Source organism: Corynebacterium sp. HMSC036D03 (assembly GCF_001836185.1).
Taxonomy (GTDB): domain Bacteria; phylum Actinomycetota; class Actinomycetes; order Mycobacteriales; family Mycobacteriaceae; genus Corynebacterium; species Corynebacterium simulans.
In genome coordinates this window covers 103,452-128,973 of the sequence record NZ_KV827749.1, presented here as the reverse complement: position 1 = coordinate 128,973, position 25,522 = coordinate 103,452, and the positions used below count along the sequence as shown (strand labels likewise).

Genomic DNA, 25,522 nt, shown 5'->3' with positions numbered 1-25,522 from the left:
AGTGCTGACAATCGCAGATAAGAGCTTTGAATCTCGGCTCATCATGGGAACGGGTGGCGCAAGCAGCCAGGACGCGCTGGAAAAAGCGCTGGTAGCCTCCGGCACGCAGCTGACCACCGTGGCGATGCGCCGCCACAGCGCGCAGGCAGGTGGCGAGAGCGTCTTTGACTTGCTGCGCCGGCTTAACATTGAGCCGCTGCCGAATACCGCGGGCTGCCGCACCGCGCGCGATGCCGTGCTCACGGCGCAGCTGGCACGCGAGGCGCTAGGCACCAATTGGGTCAAGGTAGAAGTCATTGCGGATGAGCACACGCTGCTTCCCGATGTCGTAGAAACCATCGACGCCACCGAGCTCCTCGTGGCAGAGGAGTTTACGGTCTTGGCCTATACCAGCGATGACCCAGTGGCGGCGCTGCGCTTGGAGGATGCGGGCGCTTCCGCCGTGATGCCGTTGGGCGCGCCGATCGGCACGGGGCTGGGTATTTTAAATCCCCATAACATCAAGCTCATCGCCGCGCGCGCCAGTGTGCCCGTGCTTGTCGACGCCGGCATCGGCACCGCCTCCGACGCCGCCCTCGCGATGGAGCTAGGCTGCGACGGGGTTCTGCTGGCCAGCGCTATCAACCGCTGCCAAGACCCCGTGGCCATGGCCCACGCTATGCGTCATGCGGTGGCCGCCGGGCACTATGCCCGCCAGGCAGGACGCATCCCGCGCCGCGAGCATGCCCAAGCCTCTTCAACCTTTGAAGGCCTTGCCAGCTGGGCCGATGAGGTGCTCTAGTGGGCCTTAGCGAACTCGAGTCTGCCCGCACCGCGCGCCAACAGGTGCTAATCGGCCAAGATGCGCAGGTTGCTCTTAACCGCGCGCACGTGCTCATCGTGGGTGCGGGCGGATTGGGCTGCCCGGTCCTGCAGCAGCTGGCCGCCGCGGGTATCGGGCACATTACGCTCATCGACGATGACGAGGTAGCGCTGAGCAATATCCACCGCCAGGTGCTCTTCGGCGTGGATGACGTGGGCCAGCCCAAAGCCGCGGTCGCCGCCCGGCGCGCCCGTAAACTACAGCCAGAGATACACATCGAGGCGAAAGTCGCCCAATTTAGCGCAGACAATGCACTGCAACTGTGTCAGGACACAGACCTCGTCATCGACGGCACAGATACCTTCGACACGAAGTACCTCATCGCCGACGCCTGCGAGGCAACCTCGACTCCGCTGGTCTGGGGCACCGTCTTGGGTTTTCGCGGCGACGTAGCACTATGGCATTCAGGCACTAACACACCGGATGGCCGCGGCTGCGGTTTGCGCGACCTCTTCCCTGCCGCTCCCACTGCCGATGCCCTTCCCGATTGCGCCAGCGCCGGTGTTCTGGGAGCTACCACCTCCGTCATCGGCGGGCTGATGGCCACCGCCGCGATTGGCTGGTTCACCGGAATCGACACCACCGTGGGCCAGGTATCCAGCTACACCGCGTACCCAGCGAGCCTGCGCAGCTTCCGCGTCAGCGCCGATCCTGGGCGCGCACTATGCACCTCACTGGAAGCTCATGCCGAGCTCGACTCCGACGCCAGTGTTGCTGCTAGCGCTGGCGAAGCTGCGGAGTGCTTCCTCGACATCCGTGACCCGTCCGCACTGCTTTATAGCTCGCTGCCGGCGAACTTGCGCCAGCACGCTCTGCCTTTTCACAAAATTGCGGCAGGCACCGCCGGCGATGAGATGGTGCGCGCAGCACTGGGCTCCTTAGATGCTCCGGCTGGCGGCACCGTCTGGGTAATTTGTGATTCTGGCAGCCGCAGCGCCGGTTTCGCGCTGCGCTATGGCGAGCTCGCCGCGGGGCTTGGACTGCGGCTGCGCAGCTACCCCGGCGGCGCGGAGCGCCTACACCGGGAGCTTGGTTAGCTCGCGCACGCCGCTTAAGCCGTGGTCGCTGCCATGACCTTGTGCTCGTCCAGCAGGCGCGCGGTGCCGTGGTGGCGTGCGCGGAAGATGAGGTAGCTGGCGGCTACCGCCAAGACGGTGACGCTGAACAAGACCATGATGCCGCCGGCGAAGGTGCCATCATGAATGCCATCGGTGGCGCGGGTGAAGGCGTTCTTAGCATAGGTCATCGGGTGCAAAGGATGCAGCAAACGCAGCGGTGCCGGGATGGCCGCCGTGGGCCACACGCCGCCGAAGACCATGACTCCCATGGCAAAAACGCCGACCGAGAAGATGGCGCCAATCCTGCGCCCGAAGGTCACCAGCAGCAGCTGGTAGGTGGCAGCGCCCACCATCGCGATTGCTGCGAGCACTCCCAGCATCATCGGCCAGCTTGCCGGGTGCCAGCCCATAAGCGTGGACATCAGCGCCATACCCAGCAACAACAGGAAGTTGATGCCGCTAACCACCGCGAATGCGGGCAAAATGCCACGCAGATAATAAGGCAGGGTCATAGCGAGCAGCAGCATGGCTAGGAAGCCAAAGACGAGCACCAGAAGCATCGAGACGCCGCCCGTGATTTCCTTCTTGGTTGGGTCGACGGCGCTAACGCCGGTCTGCACCGGATGGACGTTGGATTCGGTGAAGTTGATCGGCACCGCCATATTCTGTGCCGTCGCGTCGGGCTGGGTAATATGCGGGGCCTTCTCAGCACCCTCCCCCAGCTTCGTGGCGAGCTGACCCGAACCATCCTTGAGCCTATCGATGCCGTCTTTCAATTGGGCACCGCCGCCCTTCAACTGACCGGTACCATCCTTAAGGCTCGTGGTGCCCTCTGCCAAGCGTCCCGCACCTTCATCCAGCTGCACGGCGCCGGTAGATAGCTCGCCCACGCCGCTTTTCAGCTGTCCGGTTCCCTCCGCCAGCTGATGGGTGCCCTGGTTGAGCTTGAGCATGCCACCTAGGTACTCGGAATTCGGGTCGGACAAGTTGTAATTCAGCTGCTGCGTACCATCACGCAGCTTCTCCAGCTGGGAGACCATGTTGCTGCTATTTGCCGGATCCAGCTTCGTCAGCAAAGTGGAAAGCTGGTCTGCCTGAGCCGTCATTCCCATTCCGCGCAGCACATCCACCAAGCCGATGAGGTTCGGCACCACTAACTGTGCTTGCTGCAGGAGTGGGATGAGCATGCCGGTGAGCTGGCCGACGCCGCCTTCGATTTGGCTGGCGCCTTCGCCAAGCTTGCCCGTGCCCTCCAGCAACTTATCGGAGCCCGTCGCCAACTCATTCGCGCCGTCGTCAAGCCGACCCGCGCCCGTGGAAAGCTCGCTTACGCCCTGGACCAGCCGGCCAGTGCCATCGTGCAGCTGACCCGCACCGTTGTTGAGCTGGCCCGCTCCGGCATCCAGCTTGTCGATGCCGGTCACAGCCTTCTCGCCGCCAGCCTGGAGCTTGCCCACGCCCTCGTCAAGACGGCCTGCGCCTTCGGCCGCGGTACCAATGCCATCGCTGAGCTTGACCATGCCCTCGATGACTTGATCCGCATACTTTTTGGAAATCGCGTTTTCAACGCTGGTCTGCACCTGCGGAACCAGGCTCGAAGAAATCACCGAGCCATTCGTTCCGTAATAGTCGTTGCTGGCGAAGTGGATCTGCGGTTTGACCGGCTTATCGCTAATGATGGTGACCGCTTGCTCCGAGAAAACCTTTGGGATGGTCACCACCATCAGGTACTTGCCCTTTAACAACCCATCGTTTGCCTCCTGAGCGTTCATCTCGGCGAAGTTCAGGTAGTCAGTTTCCAGGAGGCCTTCTACTACTTGATCGCCGTAGTTGACGTATTTGCCCTGCTTTTCCACGCCGGCGTCCTCATTGACCACCGCCAAGTCAATCTGCCGCATGTACTTGGAAGGGTCCCACATCGCCCACATCATCGTGGCTGCGAGGATGACTGGCGCTACCAGCAGGAAAACGATCAGCACCCGCGAGAGTGCGCTACGCGGGCGCCAGTCCAGGATGCGATGCCACCCCTTCGCTTCCGTTTCCTGCACGGCATGGGCAGCCGGCTGCGTGGCGTCGAACGGCGTTTGTTTCTGGTGCAAGGCGAAACCCTCCCTCATGAAGGTATGGTGACCGCGGTCACCCTTTTGTTTGTTTCACCAAACTTATCACTAACTCACCGCGCTGCACTAGCACGCCACGAAGCAACTTTTAATAAAGTTATTTGCCGAAGCCGGCCTTCTTCAGCGCATCGGCCATGGAGCCGCCGGCGGGCCGTCCACCGGAATTGCCGCGGCCGCCACGCGCTCCACGGCCACCTTTGGCACCATTGCCGGTGTTGCCGCCTCTGCTGCTACCGCCGTTGCCACCACGCTTGCCGCCACCCTGGCGTTGTGCAGGCTGGCCTGGTTCATCATCGAGGCGCAGCGAGAGGCCGATGCGCTGACGCTGCACGTCAACCTCCATGACCTTGACCTTTACTACCTGCCCGGAGCGCACGACCTCGTGCGGATCGGAGATGAACTTATTGCTCATCGCGGAGACGTGTACCAGTCCGTCCTGGTGCACTCCGACGTCCACGAAGGCGCCGAAGGCCGCAACGTTGGTGACGGTGCCCTCCAGAATCATGCCCGGTACCAGGTCCGAGACTTTGTCCACGCCTTCCTTGAAAGTAGCGGTCTTAAACTCTGGACGCGGGTCGCGACCAGGCTTGTCCAGCTCGGCAATGATGTCGGTGACAGTCGGGATACCAAAGGTCCCATCGGCAAAGTCGCCCGGCTGCAGCTTCTGCAGGACGCGGGAATTACCAATCAAGTCCGCCACGCCCATGCCAGTGGACTCCGCGATACGCGCCACCACCGGGTAGGCCTCAGGGTGAACTGCCGAGCTATCGAGCGGATCGGTTCCGCCATTGATGCGCAGGAAGCCTGCTGCCTGCTCGAAAGCCTTTGGCCCCAAGCGCGGCACCTTCTTGAGCTCCTTGCGGGATGCGAAGGAACCGTTCTCGTCGCGGTAGGCCACGATGTTATTCGCGATGGTAGAGTTCACGCCCGCCACGCGCTCAAGCAGCGGAACAGATGCGGTGTTTAGGTCAACGCCGACGCCGTTTACTGCATCCTCAACCACGCCGTCGAGGGTGCGCGCCAGCGAGGTCTGGTTGACATCGTGTTGATACTGGCCCACGCCAATGGCCTTCGGATCGATCTTTACCAGCTCCGCCAGCGGATCCTGCAGGCGGCGTGCGATGGAGACCGCGCCGCGCAAGGAGACATCCATGTTCGGAAATTCCTCCGCCGCCAGCTGGGAGGCCGAGTACACCGAAGCGCCGGACTCGGAGACAACGACGGGCGTCGGACGCTGGCCGCCGGCTTGCTTCAACATGTCAGCGATCTCGTTGGCCAGCTTCTCCGTCTCACGGGAAGCGGTGCCGTTGCCGATGGCCATAAGGTCCACCGAGTGCTTAGCGCACAACGTGGCCAAGGTGCTAACAGCTTGGGACCACTGGTTCTGTGGCTGGTGCGGGTAGACAATTGCGGTATCAAGAACCTTGCCCGTGGAATCAACTACAGCGCACTTCACGCCGTTTCGATAGCCCGGGTCCAGTCCAATCGTGGCGCGTTGACCCGCCGGTGCCGCCAACAAGACGTCGCGCAGGTTGGTGGCAAAGACCTTGAGCGCGCCCTCCTCCGCGATTTCTTTGAGGCGCATGCGCACATCAAGGCCAGAAGAGATGTAGAGCTTCGTGCGCCAGCCCCAGTGCACGGCGTCGGAAAGCCACTTGGAATCGCCGACCGCAAGATCAAAACGCTCGGCAATCATGCCCTCATAGACTTCGTCTTCACCGGCATCCAAGTTGAGCTGGAGAACGCCCTCGTTCTCACCGCGCAGCAAGGCCAAAATCCGGTGCGAGGGCAGCTGATCAAAAGGCTCAGAGAACTCGAAGTAGTCCTTGAACTTGGCGCCTTCGGTTTCCTTGCCAGCCACCACGGAAGCACCCATGGTCCCCTCGTTGAACATGCGCTCGCGCACGTCACCAACAAGATCGGCGTCGAGAGCAAACCGGTCGATGATGATGGAACGCGCACCCTCGAGAGCCTTCTTGGTGTCTTCAAATCCTTCAGTCAGGAACTGCCCCGCCATCTCTTCTGGATTGGCCGTGGGGTTCTCAATGAGCTTGTCCGTCAACTCTTCCAGACCGGCCTCGCGAGCGATGTCGGCCTTGGTCTTGCGGCGCTTCTTGTATGGCAGGTACAAGTCTTCCAAACGCGCCTTGGTCTCACACTCGAGAATCTGTGCACGCAGCTCGTCGGTGAGCTTTCCTTGCTCATCGATAGCCGCCAAAATTGCCTCTTTACGCTCTTCCAATTCGCGCAGGTACGTCGCGCGCTCCTCGATGGTGCGCAACTGCGAATCATCCAAACCACCAGTGGCTTCTTTGCGGTAACGCGCGATGAATGGGACAGTGTTTCCCTCCGCCAGAAGCGTCAAAGCAGTCTCAACCTGAGACTCCTTTACACCAATCTCTGCGGCGATGGTAGCTGCAATCTTCAAAAGAAATCCTCACCTTTGTGGCTGATTTTCTGGACTCAACAAAGGTACCCCACCGCCCTTTCATCCCAGCGATGAGCGCTCCAACTCCTCAATTACTCTCCCCTCACGCAGTAACGCCCCAACACATTCGTGTCGGGGCGACTCGTCCAGGAAGCGAAAACGCTTTGACGTGCTCGCAGAGTGCTAGTAGATGAGAACTGCTGCGTTGTCGCCTCCAGAACAGCGGACAGAGGAGGACGTGCCGGAGCAGTACATGTCGTAGTTGCCGCCGGTAACCGGAGAATAAACCGTCAGCGTTGCGTTCGAGGAGCCGGTCGCAGCGTAGTTGCTTACAAAAGATGAATAAACATTTGCCGCAAAGCTTTGCGAGGTGTTGCCGGTGAGCGCTCGATAGCTGGAGTATCCAGAGGAGTAGGACGGAGCTTGTGCAACGCGCTCAACGGGTACGACGGGTTCTGGCGACTGCGCGGTCACGGTGGCCGGGCGCTGCTCAGTGACAGTTACTGGGGCGGCCTCCTGCGCAGGGGAGACGAGTGCTGGGGAGGCCGCACCAGCAGCATCAGAGCCGCCACTTTTGCCCATGAACGCCATGACGCCCGCCACGATTGCAGCCAAGCAAAGACCAACGATGGCCGTAATAGCCACCGTCAAGCCGGTCGATATCCCGCCGCGCTGCTCTGTGGGTGCCACGTAGCTATCTGCCGGATCGGTGAAACCAGCGACGTTGTTGACCGGAGGGAAAGTATTGGGGATGGACATGCGGTGCACCTGCCTTGTATCGAGTAAAGAGAGAAGGAAGTAAGGAGACTTCCTTTTGATGACCTCATGCTAAGACGGGCGCTGCCAACGACGATTGAATCCGGGGAACATTCCTTTTTCCGCAGCTCACAAGATGATTCTGCAGCAACTAATCAGAGGGCGAGGTTCCCCATTTTCGTCGCCGAAGTTACTACCTAAAGATTTATGGTTGCCACGCGCAGGCGGTGCCCAACCCGAACTCGGTGTGACCGATCTCAGAGGTCCCGTACCACAGCGTGTGCGGCGGCAAACAGTCCACCACCGCCGCGGTGACCTTATGCAAGGGCAGGTCAGAGCTGCCGTTGACGATGACGCGCCACACGCTCTCGCCTACTGGTGCGCTGCCGTGCTTGGACATGTACTCGTTGACCAAGATGTTGTCTGGCTCGCAGGTAAAGGAGATGACCTCCGCGCTGATATTCGCCGGCTCATAGCCACCTTCTGCCAGCTGCTGCGGCATGCGGGTGAGAATGTCATTCCATTCTTTCTCCGTCATCAAAATAGATAGATCGGTACTAACTTCCATTGCGTAGCTGCTCCAAGTACTTGCGGTCGGCTTTATCGAGCTCCACGCCGTCCAATAGCTCGGGGCGGCGTTCAAAGGTGCGGCGCAGGGATTGCTCGCGGCGCCACTTATCCACGAGCGCGTGGTTTCCAGAGGTCAGCACCTCAGGCACGGCCAGCCCACGCCACTCGCGTGGTTTGGTGTAGCTCGGCCCCTCCAGCAAACCATCGGAGAATGAATCTTCCTCATGAGAGCGCTTGTTGCCCAGCACTCCTGGGATGAGGCGCACGATGGCCTCGGCCATGACGAGCACCGCCACTTCCCCGCCGATCAACACGTAGTCACCAATGGAGACCTCGCGTACGCGGTAGCGCTGCGCTGCATCGTCGATGACGCGCTGGTCGATGCCCTCGTAGCGGCCACAGGCAAAGACGATGTGTTCCTCGTTGGACCACTCGCGCGCGTCTGCTTGGCTAAAAGGTTTACCCGCGGGGGTCGGCACGATCAGCAGCGGCAAGGACGGATCCTCGGCAACGCCGTCCTCCCCTACCGACCGCTCGTAGCCGGTGGCCTCCACACCCTCGACGTCGTCGTGGCGCGGTTTGTTCAGGTGCGGGAGCGAGGATTCCAGGTCCGTGGTGCGCGCGGCGCCACTGGCGACATCGTCAAGCGCAGGGCCCCAGACCTCCGGCTTCATCACCATGCCGGGGCCGCCACCGAAGGGCGAATCATCCACCGACTTATGTGTATCGGTGGCCCAGCCGCGCAGATCGTGCACGCCCACCGAAAGCTTGCCTTGTTCGATGGCCTTGCCCAGCAGAGCATGGCGCAGCGGGTCTAGGTATTCAGGGAAAATTGTGACGACGTCTAGCCTCACAGCTCTAGCAATCCTTCCGGTGGCGTAATCGTGCAGGTGCCTTCCTCAAGATCGACCTCGGGAACGATTTCTTCAACGAAGGGAATCAAGGCTTCCTTGCCAGATTCCAATCGCACCTCTAGCAAGGACTGGGTTGGCCCATGGGTAATTCCGGCGACTTCACCGATGTCGGCCCCCTCGTGGATGACGCGCAGACCCTCGAGCTCGTGGTCGTAGAAACCTTCGTCGTCTGGGTTATCCAGTGGCGGCGCAAAAAATTGGGTGCCGCGCAGGCTATCGGCTGCGGTTCGGTCTTTTACTTCCTCGAAGGTAATGAGCAGGCGGCCCTTGTGCGCGCGCACTGCCTTGACGGTGAGATCGTGTTCCTTCTTTCCCTGGCGGCCATGGAGCACTTCGCCCACCGCGAAGCGGATTTCGGGCTCGTCGGTGGTGGCTTCGACGCTCAGCTCGCCTTTGATTCCGTGCGATTTGATGACACGGCCGATCATTAGTTCCATTTGCTCAACTTTAATCGCTTCCAACTGACGGCACGAACTACAATATTTTATACGGCTTGAGTCTTATTAAATCTGATGTTTTTGGGTAACGTTGAGAATGAAACCACCGCCTTTAGATAAAGGAGAAGCCCAAGACAGATAGGCCCGTGGCAGAGCTTCCAATCAATGACGTAACCACCTTCGGCAATGCCAGCCATCACGGCGAGAAAATGCTCAACCTGGACCTCCTGGCGGAGGCGCCGGAGCCGAACGCGCAGCGCCCACGCCCGGCCGTCAAACGCGTGTTAAGCGCCGATGGCGGCAACCTCATCCTATTCACCTTTAACGCGGGCCAAAGTTTGCCGGATCACAAGGCTGCACATCCGATTACCGTACAAACGTTGCGCGGAGAAGTCTTGTTTACGTGTGGAGGCAAAGAAGTCCTCCTCCGGCCAGGCCAGATCATCCACCTTCCGGCCTATGTTCCACACCGGGTTGACGCGGTGGAATCTGACGGCGATTCACCGGCAATTATGCTGCTCACAATGTTGACAGGAGAAACAATAGTAAGCGCTTAAGACGGTGATAGCATAGCCAAATCATGAGTCCCCCCAAGCCATATCATCACGGAAATCTGCGCGCGGAGATGTTGCGTGTAGCAGTAGAGCTCGGCCGAAAGCATGGGCCTGACGCGGTGAGCATTCGTGCAGTCACGCGCGCCATTGGTGTGTCCCCCACCTCAGCGTACCGCCACTTCACGGATCAGGAGGAACTGCTACGCGCGGTTGCCGACGCCTCGATTGATGAGCTCCTCAAGCGCCTCGACGCCGCGCTGATCGAGGCCGAGGACTTCGCCGCGCAGGAAGAAAATCCAGGTCCCATTCACGTCGAGCAGCTCATGCACACCGCAATGGCTTACCTCCGCTTCGCTTTGGACGAAAACGGCTTCTTCCAATGCATCTTGTCTGGACGCGGCTTTAATTACCCGCGGGCATTCAACGACGATCTAGACATGGGCGCTTCCGACGGCCACTCGTCTACGCTGCACCGCTTCTATCACCTACTGGCCAAGCACGCGATAGACACCGATGGCACAGCGGATTACACGCACTTTCCCGTCAACGCGCTTGCTGCTTGGGCCACGGTGCACGGCTTTTCGGTACTCGCCACCAGCGGTCACCTCAGCGCGCTGCCGGAGCAAATGAAGCTCGACATCGCCAAATCCGTCTTCGCCGCCTCCATCCGCGGCACCGATTTTAAGAATCCGGAAAATCCTTATCGCAACTACCCAGGCAGCGTGCGCCCGGAAGCGCAATAGCAAAGGAAGCAAAGGGCGCCTGTTACCGTTCCCCTTTACGGGAGGTAACAGGCGCCCTTTAGAAGATCTGATTAGAAGATCTAGTTACGCAAAAGCGCGGCGAGATTACTCTGCGGACTCCTCAGAAGCCTCAGCGGACTCCTCGGACTCTGCAGCGGCAGCCTCAGCGGCAGCAGCTTCTTCTGCAGCCTTCTCAGCAGCAGCCTTAGCCTCTGCCTCTTCCTTGGCCTTCTTCTTCTTTTCGGTAATAGCCTCGATGGTCGGGCCGTTGTTGGCCTCAGCCAGTGCAGCGTTGAACAGCTCCAGCTTGGAAGGCTTCTCCTCAGCAACCTTCAGGGTGCCCTCAGCACCTGGCAGGCCCTTGAACTTCTGCCAGTCACCGGTAACCTTCAGCAGTGCGAGAACCGGCTCGGTCGGCTGTGCGCCGACGCCCAGCCAGTACTGTGCGCGCTCGGAATCGATCTGGATGAGGGAAGGCTCCTGCTTCGGCTGGTAGATGCCGATGTTCTCGATAGCCTTGCCGGAACGGCGGGTGCGTGCATCAGCGATGATGACGCGGTACTCAGCGTTGCGGATCTTACCCATACGCTGCAGCTTGATCTTGACAGCCATGATTGGCTCCTTTTCTAGTCACCGAGCAGTTCAGACGCGTGGATTCAAACCACGCCGGTTCAGCTCTTGGATTTACCCTGCGCGTGACGTGCCGGCCGTCCGTAGGCGGTATACGGCGTTACGCAGAATGTTAAGTTTGCAGTGTTGTCTATCTAGTGTCGTCCATCTATAGAACCAACTACCTATAGACAACCCCGACTATATTAGCGGCAGACGCCCCAAAACGGAAATCCTCCCACGGAGAACTCTGGTGGCACTTTTCCTAGGACTTTTATGCAATCTTCGGCGGCATTGCCCGTGGCGTTATGAACAGCGCGGCCCGAGCGAGTACCCTATTTGACGCTAACCTAGACACCTTTCAGGCCAGTTTGCCCTTATTTACTTCCAAACACTTCCCCTTGAGGCAAAACCTTTTAGGGGACAGACGTATGCCTTAATTGGCCTGCTGAGAGAAATTATGACTGAAAATTCACCACGCAGCTTCCGTTACCGCTATGACCTCGATGGTCTGCGCGGCATCGCCATCGCACTCGTGGTCATTTATCACGTCTTCGTCGGCCGAGTTTCGGGCGGCGTGGACGTGTTCCTTTTGCTTTCGGGCTACTTCTTCTTAGGCTCCCAGCTGCGTTACGCGGCCAAGCCTAATGCTTCTTTGAATCCATGGTGGCCAATCTGGCGCACTTTGCGACGCCTCGTTCCCAGCCTCGTATTGGTCATCGGCGTCACCTATATCTTGGTTCGCATTTTTACTCCGGAACTGATGCGCACAGAGCTCGCCCAGCAAATCACGGCCACGATGCTGTATTTCCAGAACTGGGAGCTAGCCCGCCAAAACGCGGACTACACCGCAGCTTCTGCTAGCACCTCCCCTCTGCAGCACATGTGGTCCATGGCTGTACAGGGTCAGTTCTACATCATGGGCATCGCCTTTGCGCTGATTCTGGCAGCCATCATGAAACTGCGCCCAGCGCCGGACCCGAAGCGCCTCAAGCAGGTGCGCTTCCCCACCGTCAACCAGATTGCTGGCCCTATCCTTATCGTCGTTACCGTCGCGTCCTTTGCCTATGCTTCCCGCGATGGCCTCTACGGCACGGCCGCGAACTACTACTCCACGTGGTCGCGCGCATGGGAGCTGACCCTGGGTGCGGTTTTAGCTATTTACGGTACGAAGTGGAATATTTCTAACCGTTTTTCCAACCTGTTTACTGGCCTCGGCCTGGTGTGCCTAGCGTTTACCGGCGCTATCATCGCTGAGACCACGGCTTATCCAGGCCCGCTCTCCCTGCTGCCGTTGGGTGGTGCGGTGCTCATCATCTTGGGCGGCGGCGGTTCCATCTCCCGCCACATGGCTTCAAAAAAGGCGCGTTGGCTTGGCGACGTCGCCTACCCGCTCTACCTCTGGCACTGGCCGCTTCTGATTTTGTCCACCAAGGCCCTCGAGCTGGAGACCCCTCCATGGTGGCTGGGCATCATTATCATCGCCATCTCCCTGGTGCTGGCAGATCTTACCCACCGCTTCTTGGAGAAGCCGCTGCGCCAGGCCCGCAAGCGCCCGACGGCGGACGATATGCCGGTCAATAGCGCAATTGCCTCAATGAAGCAGCGCGCTGGCGCATTCCGAGCAGTAGGCGGCGTCGTCGTGGGCGCCTGCGTTGTCGGTTTGCTTTCCATTCAGCCGCTGTGGATGAACACCATCTACTCCGAGAATGCGGAGAACCTCGACCCGAAGCTCTACCCAGGTGCCACGGCCCTCGCACTAAATAAGCCGGTGCCGAAGGACGTAGAGTACAAGCCGGACCCGATCCTCGTTGGCGGCCTCATGCCGCCAACCGCAGTGGCCTATTGCTTTATTGGGCAGGACATGCCGGCGGATTACCTGCCGGATGCCCGCCGCGACGGCACTCCATGTGAGTGGGGCGACCGTGAGTCAAAGACCGAGGTCTACGTCGTCGGTGGCTCCCACGCGGAACAGTGGATGTCCGGCTTGGACCGCCTGGGCCGTGAGATGCACTTCAAGATCATCCCAATGCTGCGTCAGGGTTGCCCGATTGAACTTGGCGAAGACCTGACCGTTACCCCTGAATGCCACGAGTGGGGCGAGATGGTCACCGAGCGCATCCTGGATGCGGATCCGGCGCTGGTCATCTCGAATACCACTCGCCCATCCGGCCCGCTGGGCGAAGGCCCAGACTACGTCCCGGCAGGCTACGCCGAGTTCTGGAAGCAATTGGCAAACGCCAAGATTCCATTTATGGGCCTGCGCGATAACCCGTGGGGCTTTGACGATGCTGGCAAGGGCCGCGAGTTCGACGAGTGCTATGTCGCCACCGAGGACGAGAAGGGCTGCGGCATGACCTTCGACAAGGTCTACGCACCGGTCGATCCAGGCGCGGAAATCCTGTCCCAATACGACAACATGCTGTCGCTGGATACCTCTTCCTGGTTCTGTGACAAAAATGGCGACTGCCCGGTGGTCATCGGCAACACGATGGTCTACCGCGATATGCACCACATCAGCAACGCCTTCGCGGAGTCCGCAATGCCAATGCTGCGCGAGGCCATCGAGCCGTTCCTGGCCGGCAAAAAAGTAAAGCAGGCACCGCCTAAGACGCCTGCTAACATGCCGACCTCAACCGCACCGACCACGCCGTCAGCACCGGCCGATTCCACGGCCACGGCCTCCAATGCCCAGCCGGTCCCCTACCCGTATCTGACCGACAACGACGCAGTCTAAGTCGCGGATTACTTAATTTCCTCACCCTAGAGCAAAGAAAGCGTGGTGCCAGATGGCACCACGCTTTCTGCTATTTGACCCACGCCGCGGGCACGTATGCGCACGTCGGGTCGGAAGCTAGCGGATCACCCGTCATTGCGAACGCGGTCGAGCGGGAACCGCCGCAGACGGTGGCGTACTCGCACACGGAGCACTTGCCCGACCACTGGGCGGGGTCGCGCAACTTCTTAAAGACAGGCGAATTGGCATAGATTTCGGGCAGCGGAATGTCTTTGACGTTGCCGCAGTGCATCGGCAGGAAGCCGTTGGGATAAACATCGCCGAGGTGGTCGATGAACACGAAGCCGGAGCCTGCGTTAATCGCCATGGGCGGGCGCGGGCGGCGGGTATGCGCGGCGTCGGCAGGCCCGAGCACCCGCTCGGTCTCTTCGGTGAGATAGCGGTAGAGCTCTCCCCCGACGTATTCCTTGCCCTGCTGTGCCTCCAGCACGATGCGGCGATACTGCGGGCCTTCAGTGGTCTTGATTGCCACGCGATTCGAAACATCGTGCAGCCAGTGCATAGCGTCCTCGCGCTCGTGCGGAGTCAGCGCCTCGAGACCCGTTCCACGACCAGTTGGCACCAGGAAGAACACGCTCCACAGCTTTGCTCCCATGTCGATGACACGCTTGAGCAGCTGCGGCGCCTCATAAACGTTGTTCTTGGTGATCGTGGAGTTGATCTGCAGGCGGTAGCCCACGTCCGTGACCACCTCCGCCATCTCGATGGTCTGGTGAAAGATGCCGGAAAAGCCGCGAAAATAATCGTGGGTCTTGGCCGTCGCGCCGTCGAGCGAAAGCGACAACGCCGAGCCACCCGCGGCCCGCAGGCCCTCTAGGCGCTCGCGAGTAAGACGCGGTGTGACCGAAGGCGAAAGTGAGATGTTTAGCCCCAGCGAGGTGCCGTACTCCGTCAGCTCCTCGAGGTCGCCACGCTCAAAAGGATCGCCACCTGTGAGCACCACAATGGGACGCGGCTTCTCATAGCTCGCGATAGAATCCAATAGCGCCTTGCCCTGCTGCGTGCTCAGCTGCCCTGGCGCTGGCTCATGCTGCGCATCGGCGCGGCAATGTTGGCACACCAGCTGGCACGCGCGCGTCACCTCCCAGATTGCGATGAAAGGCTTGGCGTTGATGTCGTGGCGAACTTGGCGAACGGCTGGAGTCGGCTTCATAAATACAACTTTAGCCGTAGAAAAACACGCCTCCAAAACGCGAAAAAGAGGCGAGGAGTTCCCTCGCCTCTTCTAGGCCCGACTACTTCTTGCCCTGGCCAAAGTCCAGGTTGTTCAAGTCGATGTTTTCCATGCCCTTCGGCATCTTAGGCATACCCCCTGGCATGCCTGGCATTCCGCCGCCGCCCATCTGCTCCTGCAGCTTCTGCAGCTCCTCCATGGAAGGCATGCCGCCTGGCATTCCCGGCATACCGCCTGGCATTCCCGGCATACCGCCTGGCATACCTGGCATGCCGCCGCCTGGACGGTTCTTCGGGGCCTTGCGCTTGCCGTTCTTGCCCTTGCGCCCCTTCCGCTTCTTCTTGGTGGCAGAGCGCCCCATGCCCGGGCCCATGCCAAACTGGCCGGCCATCTTGGACATCATCTTCTTCGCCTCGTTGAAGCGCTCGATGAGCTGGTTGACCTCGGAGACGGAAACGCCAGAACCGTTTGCAATACGCTTACGGCGCGAGGCGTTAAGGATCTTCGGATTCTCACGCTCTTGCGGGGTCATACCGCGGATGATGGCCTGGATGCGGTCGAGCTGCTTCTCATCGACCATTTCCGCCATCTTGTTCATCTGCTTGCCGCCCGGCATCATCTTCAGCAGATTGCCAATCGGGCCCATGCGGCGGATCATCAGCATCTGGTCCAAGAAGTCGTTGAGCGTTAGCTCACCGGTGCCCAGCTTGGCGGCAGCTTCCTCTGCCTTCTGGTGGTCCAGGGTGGCCTCAGCCTGCTCAATCAGCGAGAGAAGGTCACCCATGCCCAGGATGCGCGAAGCCATGCGCTCCGGGTGGAAGACGTCGAAGTCCTCGAGCTTCTCACCGGTGGAGGCAAACATGATCGGCTTGCCGGTAACCTCACGGATGGACAGCGCCGCACCACCGCGGGCATCGCCATCGAGCTTGGTCAGCACGACGCCGGTGAAATCAACGCCGTCACGGAAGGCCTCGGCGGTCTGCACCGCGTCCTGACCGATCATGGAATCGATGACAAAGAGGACCTCGTCCGGGTTCACAGCTTCGCGAATGTTGCGTGCCTGCGTCATCAAGGTCTCATCGATGCCGAGGCGGCCCGCGGTATCGATAATCACGATGTCGTGCTGGGTCCGCTTAGCTTCCTCGATGCCGGCCTGGGCGACGGCGACTGGGTCACCGTGGGAGGTACCCATCTCGTGATCGTTGGAGTCGATGGAGGTACCTGGGTCCGGAGCAAAGACCTGCACCTCCGCGCGCTCACCAACAATCTGCAGCTGCTGGACCGCGCCCGGACGCTGCAAGTCACAGGCCACCAGCATCGGCGTATGCCCCTGCTTGGCCAGGTGCTTGGACAGCTTACCGGCCAAGGTGGTCTTACCAGCGCCCTGCAGACCAGCCAACATGATGACCGTAGGCGGGTTCTTTGCCAGCTGCAGGCGGCGGGTCTCGCCACCCAGGACGTCAACGAGTTCCTCGTTGACAATCTTGACAACCTGCTGCGCCGGGTTCAGCGCCTCAGAGACCTCTGCACCGGCAGCGCGCTCCTTAATACGCTTGATGAACGCGCGGACTACGGTCAGCGAGACGTCAGCTTCCAGCAGCGCAAGGCGAATCTCGCGCGCGGTGGCATTGATGTCGGCCTCGGTCAGCTTGCCCTTGCCACGCAGGCCCGACAAGGCAGTTTGCAAGCGATCGGACAGTGACTCAAACACGAGTGAGTGCTCCCTAAACAATCTCGAGTAATTTTTTAACTCCCCCAGCTTAGCCGCTGACTAGCGCTTCGGTCACATTCCTGACCAATGTCGCGCGCGCGACATCGCCTAGCGGTTTGGCGTGCAGCACCATCGTTGCGCCCGGAACGTAGCTCGTAATCCATTCGCAATCGGGAAGCTTGGCGATGACATGTCCAAGCACACCCGTACGCTCGCCCGTACGCACCTCGAAGATGCTTCCCGTCCACATCGCCGTTGTGGGCGCGCCATCAATCTCCGGAAGCATGGTGTACACGCCAGATTTATAGGACTGGATGAAACGCGCCTCATCGGCCGCCGCATCGAAGCTCTCCGCTACGGTACGCACGTCGAATTCAGCAGCAAAGCCCTCGCCTTGCGCGTCACTTACCCTGCCCATGCGGGAGGACTCGATGGTCCACCCCAACGCCGCAATCAGCGCCAGCGGGCGGATGACCTCGCGCTGATATTTGCCCCGCCACGAAACCGTCAGGGTGCGTTCCTCATAGTTCGCCTTGAGCGCAATCTCCTTTTCCGCATACACCACCGGCTTCGTAGGTGCCAGCGCCTCCAGCTGCGCAAAGGCGCGCGAAGACAGCACCCGAATGCCCGCCTCCAGGCGCGGATTCCACACGTTGGGGCCAGTCGATAAAGCGTCCGCGCGTGCCAAGACCAGCAACAGCGAAAGCGTCAGGTGGTCATAATGCACCGCCGCCAGCAACTTATCCCGAGCCGCGTCCGATTCCGGGTCCATGCGGGAGACCAGTTTGGCCAAGGTTGTGTGCTCTGCCACAAGCGTCTGCACACGCGAACGATCCGCAAGGCTCAGCCGCATTTTTGCCGCGGCCTTGGTCACCATTTCCGCGCCTACGGCGGAATGCGGGCGGCCATAGCCCTTGCCGATGTCGTGGTACAGCGCCGCTAGCAACAACAAGTCCGGACGCGCGACCGTGGTACGCACCTCCGCGCAGCGCGCCACGGTCAGCATGGTGTGATAATCCACGGTGTGCGCGTGGCTGCGCTCCCGCGGCAGCATCCCGCGGATGTGCCCCCATTCCGGCACCAGAGTCTCCCACAGTCCCACTTCGTCAAGCTCCTCAATGAGCCGTGGCGTGTCGGTGGGCGAAGACAAGATGGTAAAGAAGGCGTCGGTTATCGCGGTATTCCAACGCTCCGGAAGCGCAGGCGCGTTAGCCAGCAGCTTCCACACGCCTGGCTCGATGGGCCGGCTCGTGCGCGCCGACGCCGCCGCCACGCGCAGCCCTAGCCCGGGGTCTTGCAGGTCGGCGTTGCGCGCCAGCGTCACGTAGCCGCCACTATCGACGACGCCCAGGTCCAAAGGCTTGCGCGAACGGTCCCGTTGCCTTTTGCCCACGACGCCGCGGGCCGTGGCAAGCGCGCGCTCCATCGCCCTATCGACTGTCGACGCCGCGCGCACCACCGCGGCCGAAAGCTCGTAACGGTCCGCAAACCCCAGCTCGTCAGCGATCTCCGCGGCGAATTCAGGGTCCAAAAGGTCGCGGTGACGATGGGCATGCATATGCAAAAGGCTGCGGACATCGAGCAGCAGGTCACGCTCGGCATCCAGCCGCGGGGCGTCGGCAAGATTGCCCAAGGCCAGGGCCCTAATGAACTGGATATCGCGCAGGCCGCCCCGCCCGTTTTTAATGTCCGGATTCGCCATCGTGGCCAACGTGCCCGAACGCCGCCAGCGCGCAATTGCGGTGCTGACGAAAGAATCGAAATGCTTTTGCAGCAACACCCGCCACTGGGATAGAAGCTTGGCGCGGGCTTCGTCGACAAGCGCCTTGCTACCCGCCACAAAAGACAGATCCAGCTGCGCAAAACCCGCCGCCGGATCCGTGCCGGCTATCTCCGCGCACTCGCCCGGGGTACGCAGGGCATAATCCAGGTGATACCCCGCCTGCCAGATGGGATACCAAATGTTGGCCACCGCCTGCTCGTCTAACACCATCCCCTCTGGATGAATCAACAGCAGATCCAGATCGGAATACTTTGTCATCTCGCGGCGCGCAAAAGACCCCGTCGCTGCGAGGGCGGTGCCCTCCGGCAGCTCCAGGGTCTTAATCAATGCTTCTGCCGCATCGAAAGCTTCTGCGCGCAACTGCGCGGCTTTGTCCATTTAGACAGCAGCCTCGCCGCGCTCGCCGGTGCGCACGCGGATGACGTCCTCGACTGGGGTTACCCACAGCTTGCCGTCACCGATCTTGCCGGTGTAGGCAGCCTCAACGATGGCGTTGATGGTCTCTTCTACCGCTGCGTCATTAACAACGACCTCCAGCTTGACCTTCGGGACGAAGTCGGTGGCGTACTCGGCGCCGCGGTAGACCTCGCTGTGTCCGCGCTGCTGGCCAAAGCCCTGCGTTTCAGTCACGGTGAGACCATGAACCTCAAGCTGTTCCAATGCCTCGCGAATATCCGGCAGCGTAAAAGGCTTTACAACAGCGGTGATGAGTTTCATGTCCTACTCCTTGGGCTCCGATTGAAAGTATGTGCCTAATGCGATCATATTAGCGTCAACGGCGCCGCCGCGACGCTAATTAAACCTCGTCTTCGCTGGCTTCTACCAAATCAGTCTGCTTCCGCATGCGGCGCGCATACTTCACGTCCGTGACGGTGACGCCGTAGATGGAGCGGCCCATGTAGAAAGAGCCAACGGAGCCGATGATCCACACGCCAAAGCATGCGATGAGAACGCGCACCAGCGACCACAGATCAAAGCCGTTTTCAGCAAAGTCCACCACGAGCTTTCCCACTAGCAACAGCGGCACCGCAAGGCCGACGGTCGGGCCCAAGAGGTTTACTCGGGTCAACGCGTCGGGGGCGCGCCACAGCGCGATTGCGGTAGCAACCACCAACAAGGTGGCCACGATGAGGAGAATGGATGCGATGATTTCGTACCACGCCATGCTTATCGACGTCCCTTCGAAATGATGCGCGCCATCGACAACGTAGGCAGCACGCCGGCTGCAATCGCTGCCAGCATGGCGATGTCATAGAGAATCGAGGCGTGATTGACAAAAGTCCAAGCGATGTACATGCACAACATGCCGTAGAAGGCCATGTCTGACATGACGGTACGTGTCAGCTCGTCGCGGGAGCGCAGCGCCAAGACCAAGGCCGAAGCTAGGGCACCGCCCATCACGAATATGCAGACGAAGATGACCCATTCGAAAGCGCTAAACTGCGCGAAATCTACCATTATTCGCCCTTCCTTTCCGGACGCAGCGGCCAGACGGAATACTTCTCCGTCTCATCCGCTGGCAACGGGGTGTCTTCTTCTTGCGCGATATCCGGCGCACGCATGTGGCGGCCGACGGTCTCGAGTGGATACTCGTAGAAGGCCGGATCCAGGTCCTTGGTATCGCTCTGACCTGGCACGCCATAGTCGATGTCCTTCACGTGCGGCGCCAAGCGCTCCTCCATGTCCGCGAGCGACTCCATGATTTCTACCGGGTCATCGCCCATGACCGCCTGGACGAGCACGATACGCGGCAAACCCTCTGCCACCGGCTCGCGCAGGCCCAGCGACAAAGTGCCAGGGGTTGCGGTGATAGACGAGGTAAACCAGAAGATCTCCCACGCATCGGTCACGCGCAGCGGGTAGCGCACGATGACTGGGTGGTAGGAATTATGCGGCTTGAAAGACTCCATGGCCAAGCCGAAACCGGCAACGAAGATCTCCTTAATCAGCCATAGGCCATAGACACAGGAGTGGAAGAAAAGTTTCATTTAGCGACCTCCCTGGATGGAATCGATGTCTGGCAAGGCAACGGGGGCGTCGCCAAGCACGGCTTCGGTATAAGCCTGAGTATCCAGCAGATCCTGTGCCGCGTGCATGGTGATATCCACGAACGGGCCTGCCAGGACGAACATGGTCAGCGAGCCCATGATCAGCGCCGCAGAAGGAGCCATCAGCTTCTTGCGGATGATGAGTTCCTTCGGCACCTTCTGCTTTGGCAGATCCTTGCCCCAGAAAACCTCGCGCCACACGCGCAGCATGGACAAGAAGGCGGCAAAGGAAGCGATGATGATGACCGCGATGACAATCCATGCCCATACCCCACCGGTGCGGGCGATCTCGATGACGATCAAGACCTTGCCCCACATGCCAGAAAATGGCGGGAAGCCCACCACGGAAAAGGCACCGGCGGCGAAGATCCAGGCGATGAGCGGATCGCGGCGTGCCAAGCCCGAAAGCTTAGATAGCAAGCCAGTGCCGTAGGTCTCTTCGATGGCACCAGAGGCCAGGATGAGCGAGCCCACCGTGAGCATGTGGTGGATGGTGTACAAGATGCCGGCGGCGAGAGCTCGCTGCGGATCGTGGGTGGTAAAGGCCATCATCACCAAGATGAAAGGCATGCCGTTGAGCATCTGATAGCCCAACACGCGACGGATAGAGTTTTCGGCCAAGCCACCAAATGCGCCGATCAGCATCGAGATGATCATGACCACGATGATGAGCGTGCCCCAGCGCTGGTCCATGTCGAAAAGGTGGACCCACAGGCGGTAGAGCATGTAGACCGCAACCTTGGTGTGCAGGCCGGAGAACAAGCCCATCACGGCAGCCGAGGTGCCTGGGTAGGTGCGCGGCAGCCAGGACTGCACGGGGAAGACGCCGGCCTTCGCCGCGATGGCGATGACTACGATTCCCGAGGCCACGGTCACTGGGCCGTTGCCCGCCGCAGCGCCCTCTAGTGCGGCGAGGTTGACCGCGCCGGTAACGGAGTAGATATAGCCCACGCCGACGACCAGCAGCGTCGAGGCAAAGAGGTTAACCAGAACGAAGGCACGACCGGCCGCGAGGCGCGACCAGGTACCGGACATCGTGATGAGGCCATAAGAAGGCAGCAGCATGACCTCGATGAACACGAAGAAGTTGAAGAGGTCTGCGGTAAGCAGCGCGCCGCAGACACCGGTGATGAGAATCAGCGTCAACGATGGGTAGTAGCGCGACTTCGTCTCGCCGCCCACGATGGCAAACCAGTTGGCGCCGAATGCGACGATCATCGTCGTGACAATCATCAACGCTGAGAAGGTATCTGCCGCGAAAGCAATACCCGCGTTACCTGGGTAGCCGCCCACGGTGTGGGCCACCACGCCGTTGTTCATGGTATAGAGCAAGAGCGCGAAGCCAGCAAAGATTCCGATGCCCGGGATAATCAGCATGATGGAATCACGCACGCCGCGCCACGGGGCCATTAGGGCCAAGGCCGCTGCCACGAGGGGAACCGCTGGGAATAGCGGCAACAGTGCACTGACGAGTTCAGCCATTACTTCTCCCCTTCCTCACTGTGATCCAACTGCTTGACGCGATCCATCTTGTTGGCAGAACGCTGCAAAATCTCTCGATTCTTAGAATCACGACCCAGCGTGGAGAACGCGTGGTCAATGGTGTTGTCATCAACCGGCTCCACGATGTCCGTGTCATCATTGGCGCCCATAGCCGCCATGGTTAGCAAGATCGTGGAGGTCGCCATGGAAATGACCACGGCGGTAAGCACGAAGGCCTGCGGAAGCGGGTCCGCCATCTGGTCGTGTGCGACCTGCGAGGGGAAAGATTCCCCGCGGTAGGAGTACACGCCCGTAGCGAGCAGCGTCAGGTTAGCGCCGTGACCGAAGGCCATCATGCCCAGCACGATGTGGACCAAGCCACGCTGCTGGATGAGATAGACCGCAGAACCGATAAGCAGTGCAATGGTTAGTGCAAGAATCATTATTTCTCCCCGCCTTTCTGGCGTGCCACGCGCGGCGAGTTCTTCTTAGTTCGAGCCTCAGACTTGTTGAGCAAAGCCAGCGGATTGCTCGAGGGGTTGATGGGCTCGGGGTAAGGATCATCGACGTCGTCAAGCACAACGCGCGGGGTCGTCGGCAACGCAGAATCGTCGTCGTGGACCCATGGCAAGAAGTCGCGCTCCGTGCCCGGGCGCAGATAACCGCCGAGGGCGTTGATGGCCATGGTCAGCATGCCCAGAACCGCGAGATAAATACCGAGGTCGAAAATCAGCGACGTGGTCCAGTGCTGGCCCAAGGCGTGGCCGTGGATGGCGGTCAGGAAGCCGCCCGGCTCGCCGTGGTGCGGGATGTAACCGATAAAGCCTGCAGTCAGCGCCACGATGATGCCGATGCCCGTGAGGTGAATCGGGGTCATACGGCCGAAGACAATCTCATCAGAGCCGCGGGACAGGTAGGTCAGGCCGATGGCTGCGCCCATAATCAGCGCGGCCGGGAAGCCGCCGCCCGAGGCCTGGTGACCGCGGTAGAAGACCACGACGGAGGTGACAACCAAAATCGGAATAACGATGGCAATGCCCTTACGCAGCGGAACCGAATTTAGCTGCGACTGGCCGAACGGAGCCGGGCGCGTGCCGGAGGTAAATGGGAAGCGCGGCAGCGTGGAGGTAACAGAAGCAATCACCACGGCGGCCATGCCCAGAACTGAAAGCTCGCCCAGGGTATCGAGTGCACGGAACTCCACGATGATGGTGGCCACGACGTTGTCGCCGCCGGTGATATCCGGAGCGTTGTCCAGGTACCACAGAGAAAGATCGGAACGCTCATGGCGGCCCATCAGGCCCCAGACACCGAGGAAGGCGGCCACGCCGGCGAGGACAGCTACCACGATGGAGCCGGTCTTACGCGATTTCTCTTGCACTGGGTGGAACTTCTCCGGCAGGTAGCGCAGCACCATCATCATCACGATGACAGACAGTGCCTCGACGGTGAACTGGGTCAGCGCGACGTCGGGTGCGCCGAGCAGGAACATCTGCAGGGTCACGCCCGTGCCGGCGATGCCGATCATCACCGCGCCCGTCAGGCGGTTGCGGGTGCGCACCAGGCCAAACATGGACAGCGCGACGATGGAAAGCGGCAAAAGATCCCATGGGTTATCCAGGCCTTCGACGCGTGGTGCAAGAGCGACGCCGTCGACGCCTTCGCTGATAAGGCCTGCCGCAGCCAGAATGATGAGCAGCAAGACGATGGGCAGCATCAGGCGTGAAGGATTATGGGTATCGGACATGCGGCCGACAAAGCGGCCGATCGCGGCCGCACCATTTTGGACGGAGCGCAGAATCTGGTTGCCGGTGCGCGGAACCAGCTTGGTGTCCTCGAATGCGGACCACAGCTGCTTGCGAATGAAGATACCGGCGATGCCCGCGATGAGAACCGCAACGGAGATGACCAGTGGAACGTTCACCCCGTGCCACAGGGAAAGGTGGGCGTGAGATTCCATTCCCACGGAACCTGCCATCAAGTCCAAAGGCTTGTCGAACTTGCCCAACACGAAGACCAGCGGCAAGGACATAAAGCCCGGAAGTGCTGCCGGCAGCCAGAGGCGAACAGGCGCCTCGTGGACCTTGGACATGTTGCGCGGGCCGTCGAAGAAGGCGCCGAAGACGATCTTGGCGGAGTAGGTGAAGGTAAAGAATGCGCCGATTGCGGCAACCATCAGCAGCACCAGCTGCCCTGCCCCACCGATGGGCGCTTCTTCGAAGGCGGTGAGCATGCCTTCCTTGGAGACGAAGCCCAAAAGCGGTGGAACCGCGGCCATCGATGCCGCGCCGATAACCATGGAGCCGAAGGTCCATGGCATCTTGTTCCACAGCACGCCGAGGCGGCGGATATCGCGGGAGCCGGCCTCGTGATCAATCACGCCGATGAGCATGAAGATGGACGACTTAAACAGTGCATGCGCCAGCGTGTGCACCAGGGCGGCGGTGATAGCAAAAGGCGTGCCGACGCCGATGGTAGCCACAATCCAGCCTAGGTGCGAGACGGTGGAATAGGCGGTCAGCTTCTTCAGGTCAGTCTTTTGCACCGCAAAGACCGCCGACATAACGGCGGTGCCCATACCAACGACGATGAGCAGCCAGTTCCACACGGCCACGTCGTGGAAGATGGTGGAGAAACGAATCAGCAGGTACACGCCTGCCTTGACCACTGCGGCTGCGTGCAGGAAGGCAGAGACCGGCGTTGCTGCAGCCATGGCCTCTGGCAGCCAGAAGTGGAACGGAAACTGCGCGGCCTTTGTAAAAGCAGAGCAAGCAATAAGAACTGCCACGGCGGCAGTAAGGCTTGGGCGCTCGTGCCAGACACCGGAGGCCAGAATCTTTTCCAGGTTGGTAGTACCCGCGGCCGTCGCCGCGATGGCCACGCCTGCCAACAGGGTAAGGCCACCGATAAAGGTCAAAATCAGCGTGCGCTGCGAGCCCTTCTCGCCTGCCTTACCCGAACGCGCGATAAGCATAAACGAGGCCAGGGAAACCAGCTCCCAGGCAAGAAAGAGCAGGATGACGTCGTTAGCCAGCGCCAGCAGCAGGATCGACATGGTAAATGCCGTCATCAGCAGATAGAAGCTGGTGTTTCCTTTGCCCTTGGGCAGGTAGGCGGCCGAGTAGGTAAGGACTACGGCGCCGATGACCAAAGCCAGCAAGGCGAAGAATACGCCCAAGGCATCGCCGCGCAGAGCGAAGTGGACGTCGATGCCGGTGCCGACGACGTCGCCGACCCACGTGCGCGAGAAAGACAGCTCTTCGCCCGCCGATAAAGTTCCAAATTCTTTAGCAAGAAGACCTGCCGCCACAATAAAAATGCCGGCTAGGGGGTAGCCGGCGGCGCGATCAGCAACCTTGACGATTACTGGGGCAAGGACCACTGCCAAAGCTGCGAGGAGGACAACATAAATAAGTGTCACGAAAAATTAGCCTCACAAACCATTGTGTAGAGATTTATTACTTAGAGCGCGCATA

General features: G+C 60.4%; 22 protein-coding genes. 5 read left to right on the top strand and 17 right to left on the bottom strand.

Annotated elements, in window-relative coordinates; genetic code table 11:
• The first annotated feature begins 1 nt into the window (after window position 1).
• Window positions 2-781 (top strand): thiazole synthase, encoded by a 780-nt coding sequence (locus HMPREF2692_RS10230; RefSeq protein ID WP_070823557.1) that lies wholly within the window; start codon window positions 2-4, stop codon window positions 779-781.
• A complete protein-coding gene (locus tag HMPREF2692_RS10225; RefSeq protein WP_070497193.1) occupies window positions 781-1,899 on the top strand; it encodes a ThiF family adenylyltransferase in 1,119 nt (372 codons plus the stop codon). The genes HMPREF2692_RS10230 and HMPREF2692_RS10225 overlap by 1 nt, the downstream gene beginning before the upstream one ends.
• 14 nt (window positions 1,900-1,913) lie before the next feature.
• Here the strand turns inward: HMPREF2692_RS10225 and HMPREF2692_RS10220 are convergent, their stop codons facing one another.
• The 6 genes from HMPREF2692_RS10220 to rimM all read right to left on the bottom strand — a co-directional run bounded on the left by HMPREF2692_RS10220 (window position 1,914) and on the right by rimM (window position 9,145).
• Window positions 1,914-4,019, bottom strand: a complete 2,106-nt coding sequence (locus HMPREF2692_RS10220; protein ID WP_070456702.1) for a YhgE/Pip family protein — start codon at window positions 4,017-4,019, stop codon at window positions 1,914-1,916.
• Between the two features lie 118 nt (window positions 4,020-4,137).
• Window positions 4,138-6,468 carry a Tex family protein gene (locus tag HMPREF2692_RS10215; protein WP_070823556.1) on the bottom strand — a complete coding sequence of 777 codons (2,331 nt, stop codon included), beginning with the start codon at window positions 6,466-6,468 and terminating at the stop codon, window positions 4,138-4,140.
• A 183-nt stretch (window positions 6,469-6,651) separates the two neighbouring features.
• Window positions 6,652-7,227: a hypothetical protein gene (locus HMPREF2692_RS10210; protein ID WP_070823554.1), complete on the bottom strand. Its 576-nt coding sequence runs from the start codon at window positions 7,225-7,227 to the stop codon at window positions 6,652-6,654.
• A gap of 202 nt (window positions 7,228-7,429) precedes the next feature.
• The gene (locus HMPREF2692_RS10205; RefSeq protein ID WP_061923253.1) at window positions 7,430-7,792 is read right to left on the bottom strand and encodes a hypothetical protein; all 363 of its coding nucleotides are present in this window, start codon (window positions 7,790-7,792) and stop codon (window positions 7,430-7,432) included.
• Window positions 7,782-8,648 carry a tRNA (guanosine(37)-N1)-methyltransferase TrmD gene (gene trmD, locus HMPREF2692_RS10200; RefSeq protein ID WP_061923254.1) on the bottom strand — a complete coding sequence of 289 codons (867 nt, stop codon included), beginning with the start codon at window positions 8,646-8,648 and terminating at the stop codon, window positions 7,782-7,784. The genes HMPREF2692_RS10205 and trmD overlap by 11 nt, the downstream gene beginning before the upstream one ends.
• Window positions 8,645-9,145, bottom strand: coding sequence for a ribosome maturation factor RimM (gene rimM / locus HMPREF2692_RS10195; protein WP_061923255.1), 501 nt, complete (start codon window positions 9,143-9,145; stop codon window positions 8,645-8,647). The genes trmD and rimM overlap by 4 nt, the downstream gene beginning before the upstream one ends.
• Window positions 9,146-9,291: 146 nt before the next feature.
• On the opposite strand from rimM, the gene HMPREF2692_RS10190 reads away from it, so the two are divergent.
• Window positions 9,292-9,702, top strand: coding sequence for a cupin domain-containing protein (locus HMPREF2692_RS10190; RefSeq protein ID WP_061923256.1), 411 nt, complete (start codon window positions 9,292-9,294; stop codon window positions 9,700-9,702).
• A 23-nt stretch (window positions 9,703-9,725) separates the two neighbouring features.
• Window positions 9,726-10,442, top strand: a complete 717-nt coding sequence (locus HMPREF2692_RS10185) for a TetR/AcrR family transcriptional regulator (RefSeq protein ID WP_070823551.1) — start codon at window positions 9,726-9,728, stop codon at window positions 10,440-10,442.
• A 105-nt stretch (window positions 10,443-10,547) separates the two neighbouring features.
• Here the strand turns inward: HMPREF2692_RS10185 and rpsP are convergent, their stop codons facing one another.
• Window positions 10,548-11,054, bottom strand: a complete 507-nt coding sequence (gene rpsP, locus HMPREF2692_RS10180) for a 30S ribosomal protein S16 (RefSeq protein WP_062038405.1) — start codon at window positions 11,052-11,054, stop codon at window positions 10,548-10,550.
• Between the two features lie 457 nt (window positions 11,055-11,511).
• On the opposite strand from rpsP, the gene HMPREF2692_RS10175 reads away from it, so the two are divergent.
• A complete protein-coding gene (locus HMPREF2692_RS10175) occupies window positions 11,512-13,788 on the top strand; it encodes an acyltransferase family protein (protein ID WP_070823550.1) in 2,277 nt (758 codons plus the stop codon).
• A gap of 70 nt (window positions 13,789-13,858) precedes the next feature.
• On the opposite strand, the gene HMPREF2692_RS10170 is transcribed toward HMPREF2692_RS10175, so the two are convergent.
• From HMPREF2692_RS10170 to HMPREF2692_RS10125, 10 genes are all read right to left on the bottom strand, one after another.
• Complete coding sequence (locus HMPREF2692_RS10170) at window positions 13,859-15,001, bottom strand: TIGR04053 family radical SAM/SPASM domain-containing protein (RefSeq protein ID WP_070823548.1); 1,143 nt, start codon at window positions 14,999-15,001, stop codon at window positions 13,859-13,861.
• Window positions 15,002-15,083: 82 nt separating this feature from the next.
• The gene (gene ffh / locus HMPREF2692_RS10165; RefSeq protein WP_070823546.1) at window positions 15,084-16,733 is read right to left on the bottom strand and encodes a signal recognition particle protein; all 1,650 of its coding nucleotides are present in this window, start codon (window positions 16,731-16,733) and stop codon (window positions 15,084-15,086) included.
• A 49-nt stretch (window positions 16,734-16,782) separates the two neighbouring features.
• Window positions 16,783-18,894, bottom strand: coding sequence for a [protein-PII] uridylyltransferase (locus HMPREF2692_RS10160; protein WP_070823545.1), 2,112 nt, complete (start codon window positions 18,892-18,894; stop codon window positions 16,783-16,785).
• Window positions 18,895-19,233 carry a P-II family nitrogen regulator gene (locus HMPREF2692_RS10155; RefSeq protein ID WP_062038390.1) on the bottom strand — a complete coding sequence of 113 codons (339 nt, stop codon included), beginning with the start codon at window positions 19,231-19,233 and terminating at the stop codon, window positions 18,895-18,897.
• Window positions 19,234-19,312: 79 nt separating this feature from the next.
• Window positions 19,313-19,681 (bottom strand): Na+/H+ antiporter subunit G, encoded by a 369-nt coding sequence (locus HMPREF2692_RS10150; RefSeq protein WP_070823543.1) that lies wholly within the window; start codon window positions 19,679-19,681, stop codon window positions 19,313-19,315.
• Between the two features lie 2 nt (window positions 19,682-19,683).
• Window positions 19,684-19,974, bottom strand: coding sequence for a cation:proton antiporter (locus HMPREF2692_RS10145; protein WP_061923279.1), 291 nt, complete (start codon window positions 19,972-19,974; stop codon window positions 19,684-19,686).
• Complete coding sequence (locus tag HMPREF2692_RS10140) at window positions 19,974-20,504, bottom strand: monovalent cation/H+ antiporter subunit E (protein ID WP_070823541.1); 531 nt, start codon at window positions 20,502-20,504, stop codon at window positions 19,974-19,976. The genes HMPREF2692_RS10145 and HMPREF2692_RS10140 overlap by 1 nt, the downstream gene beginning before the upstream one ends.
• On the bottom strand, window positions 20,505-22,046 hold the full coding sequence (locus HMPREF2692_RS10135; RefSeq protein ID WP_070823540.1) for a monovalent cation/H+ antiporter subunit D family protein: 1,542 nt from the start codon (window positions 22,044-22,046) through the stop codon (window positions 20,505-20,507).
• Window positions 22,046-22,489: a cation:proton antiporter subunit C gene (locus HMPREF2692_RS10130; RefSeq protein WP_062038374.1), complete on the bottom strand. Its 444-nt coding sequence runs from the start codon at window positions 22,487-22,489 to the stop codon at window positions 22,046-22,048. Before HMPREF2692_RS10130 ends, HMPREF2692_RS10135 begins: the two co-directional genes overlap by 1 nt.
• The gene (locus HMPREF2692_RS10125; RefSeq protein WP_070823538.1) at window positions 22,489-25,467 is read right to left on the bottom strand and encodes a DUF4040 family protein; all 2,979 of its coding nucleotides are present in this window, start codon (window positions 25,465-25,467) and stop codon (window positions 22,489-22,491) included. The genes HMPREF2692_RS10130 and HMPREF2692_RS10125 overlap by 1 nt, the downstream gene beginning before the upstream one ends.
• Window positions 25,468-25,522 lie beyond the last annotated feature (55 nt).

Bases quoted from the DNA above. Each gene is read 5' to 3' on its own strand.
- HMPREF2692_RS10210 (WP_070823554.1), bottom strand. From the start codon at position 7,227: ATGTCCATCCCCAATACTTTCCCTCCGGTCAACAACGTCGCTGGTTTC.
- HMPREF2692_RS10205 (WP_061923253.1), bottom strand. From the start codon at position 7,792: ATGGAAGTTAGTACCGATCTATCTATTTTGATGACGGAGAAAGAATGG.
- rimM (WP_061923255.1), bottom strand. From the start codon at position 9,145: ATGGAACTAATGATCGGCCGTGTCATCAAATCGCACGGAATCAAAGGC.
- HMPREF2692_RS10185 (WP_070823551.1), top strand. From the start codon at position 9,726: ATGAGTCCCCCCAAGCCATATCATCACGGAAATCTGCGCGCGGAGATG.
- rpsP (WP_062038405.1), bottom strand. From the start codon at position 11,054: ATGGCTGTCAAGATCAAGCTGCAGCGTATGGGTAAGATCCGCAACGCT.
- HMPREF2692_RS10175 (WP_070823550.1), top strand. From the start codon at position 11,512: ATGACTGAAAATTCACCACGCAGCTTCCGTTACCGCTATGACCTCGAT.
- HMPREF2692_RS10170 (WP_070823548.1), bottom strand. From the start codon at position 15,001: ATGAAGCCGACTCCAGCCGTTCGCCAAGTTCGCCACGACATCAACGCC.
- HMPREF2692_RS10160 (WP_070823545.1), bottom strand. From the start codon at position 18,894: ATGGACAAAGCCGCGCAGTTGCGCGCAGAAGCTTTCGATGCGGCAGAA.
- HMPREF2692_RS10155 (WP_062038390.1), bottom strand. From the start codon at position 19,233: ATGAAACTCATCACCGCTGTTGTAAAGCCTTTTACGCTGCCGGATATT.
- HMPREF2692_RS10150 (WP_070823543.1), bottom strand. From the start codon at position 19,681: ATGGCGTGGTACGAAATCATCGCATCCATTCTCCTCATCGTGGCCACC.
- HMPREF2692_RS10145 (WP_061923279.1), bottom strand. From the start codon at position 19,974: ATGGTAGATTTCGCGCAGTTTAGCGCTTTCGAATGGGTCATCTTCGTC.
- HMPREF2692_RS10140 (WP_070823541.1), bottom strand. From the start codon at position 20,504: ATGAAACTTTTCTTCCACTCCTGTGTCTATGGCCTATGGCTGATTAAG.
- HMPREF2692_RS10135 (WP_070823540.1), bottom strand. From the start codon at position 22,046: ATGGCTGAACTCGTCAGTGCACTGTTGCCGCTATTCCCAGCGGTTCCC.
- HMPREF2692_RS10130 (WP_062038374.1), bottom strand. From the start codon at position 22,489: ATGATTCTTGCACTAACCATTGCACTGCTTATCGGTTCTGCGGTCTAT.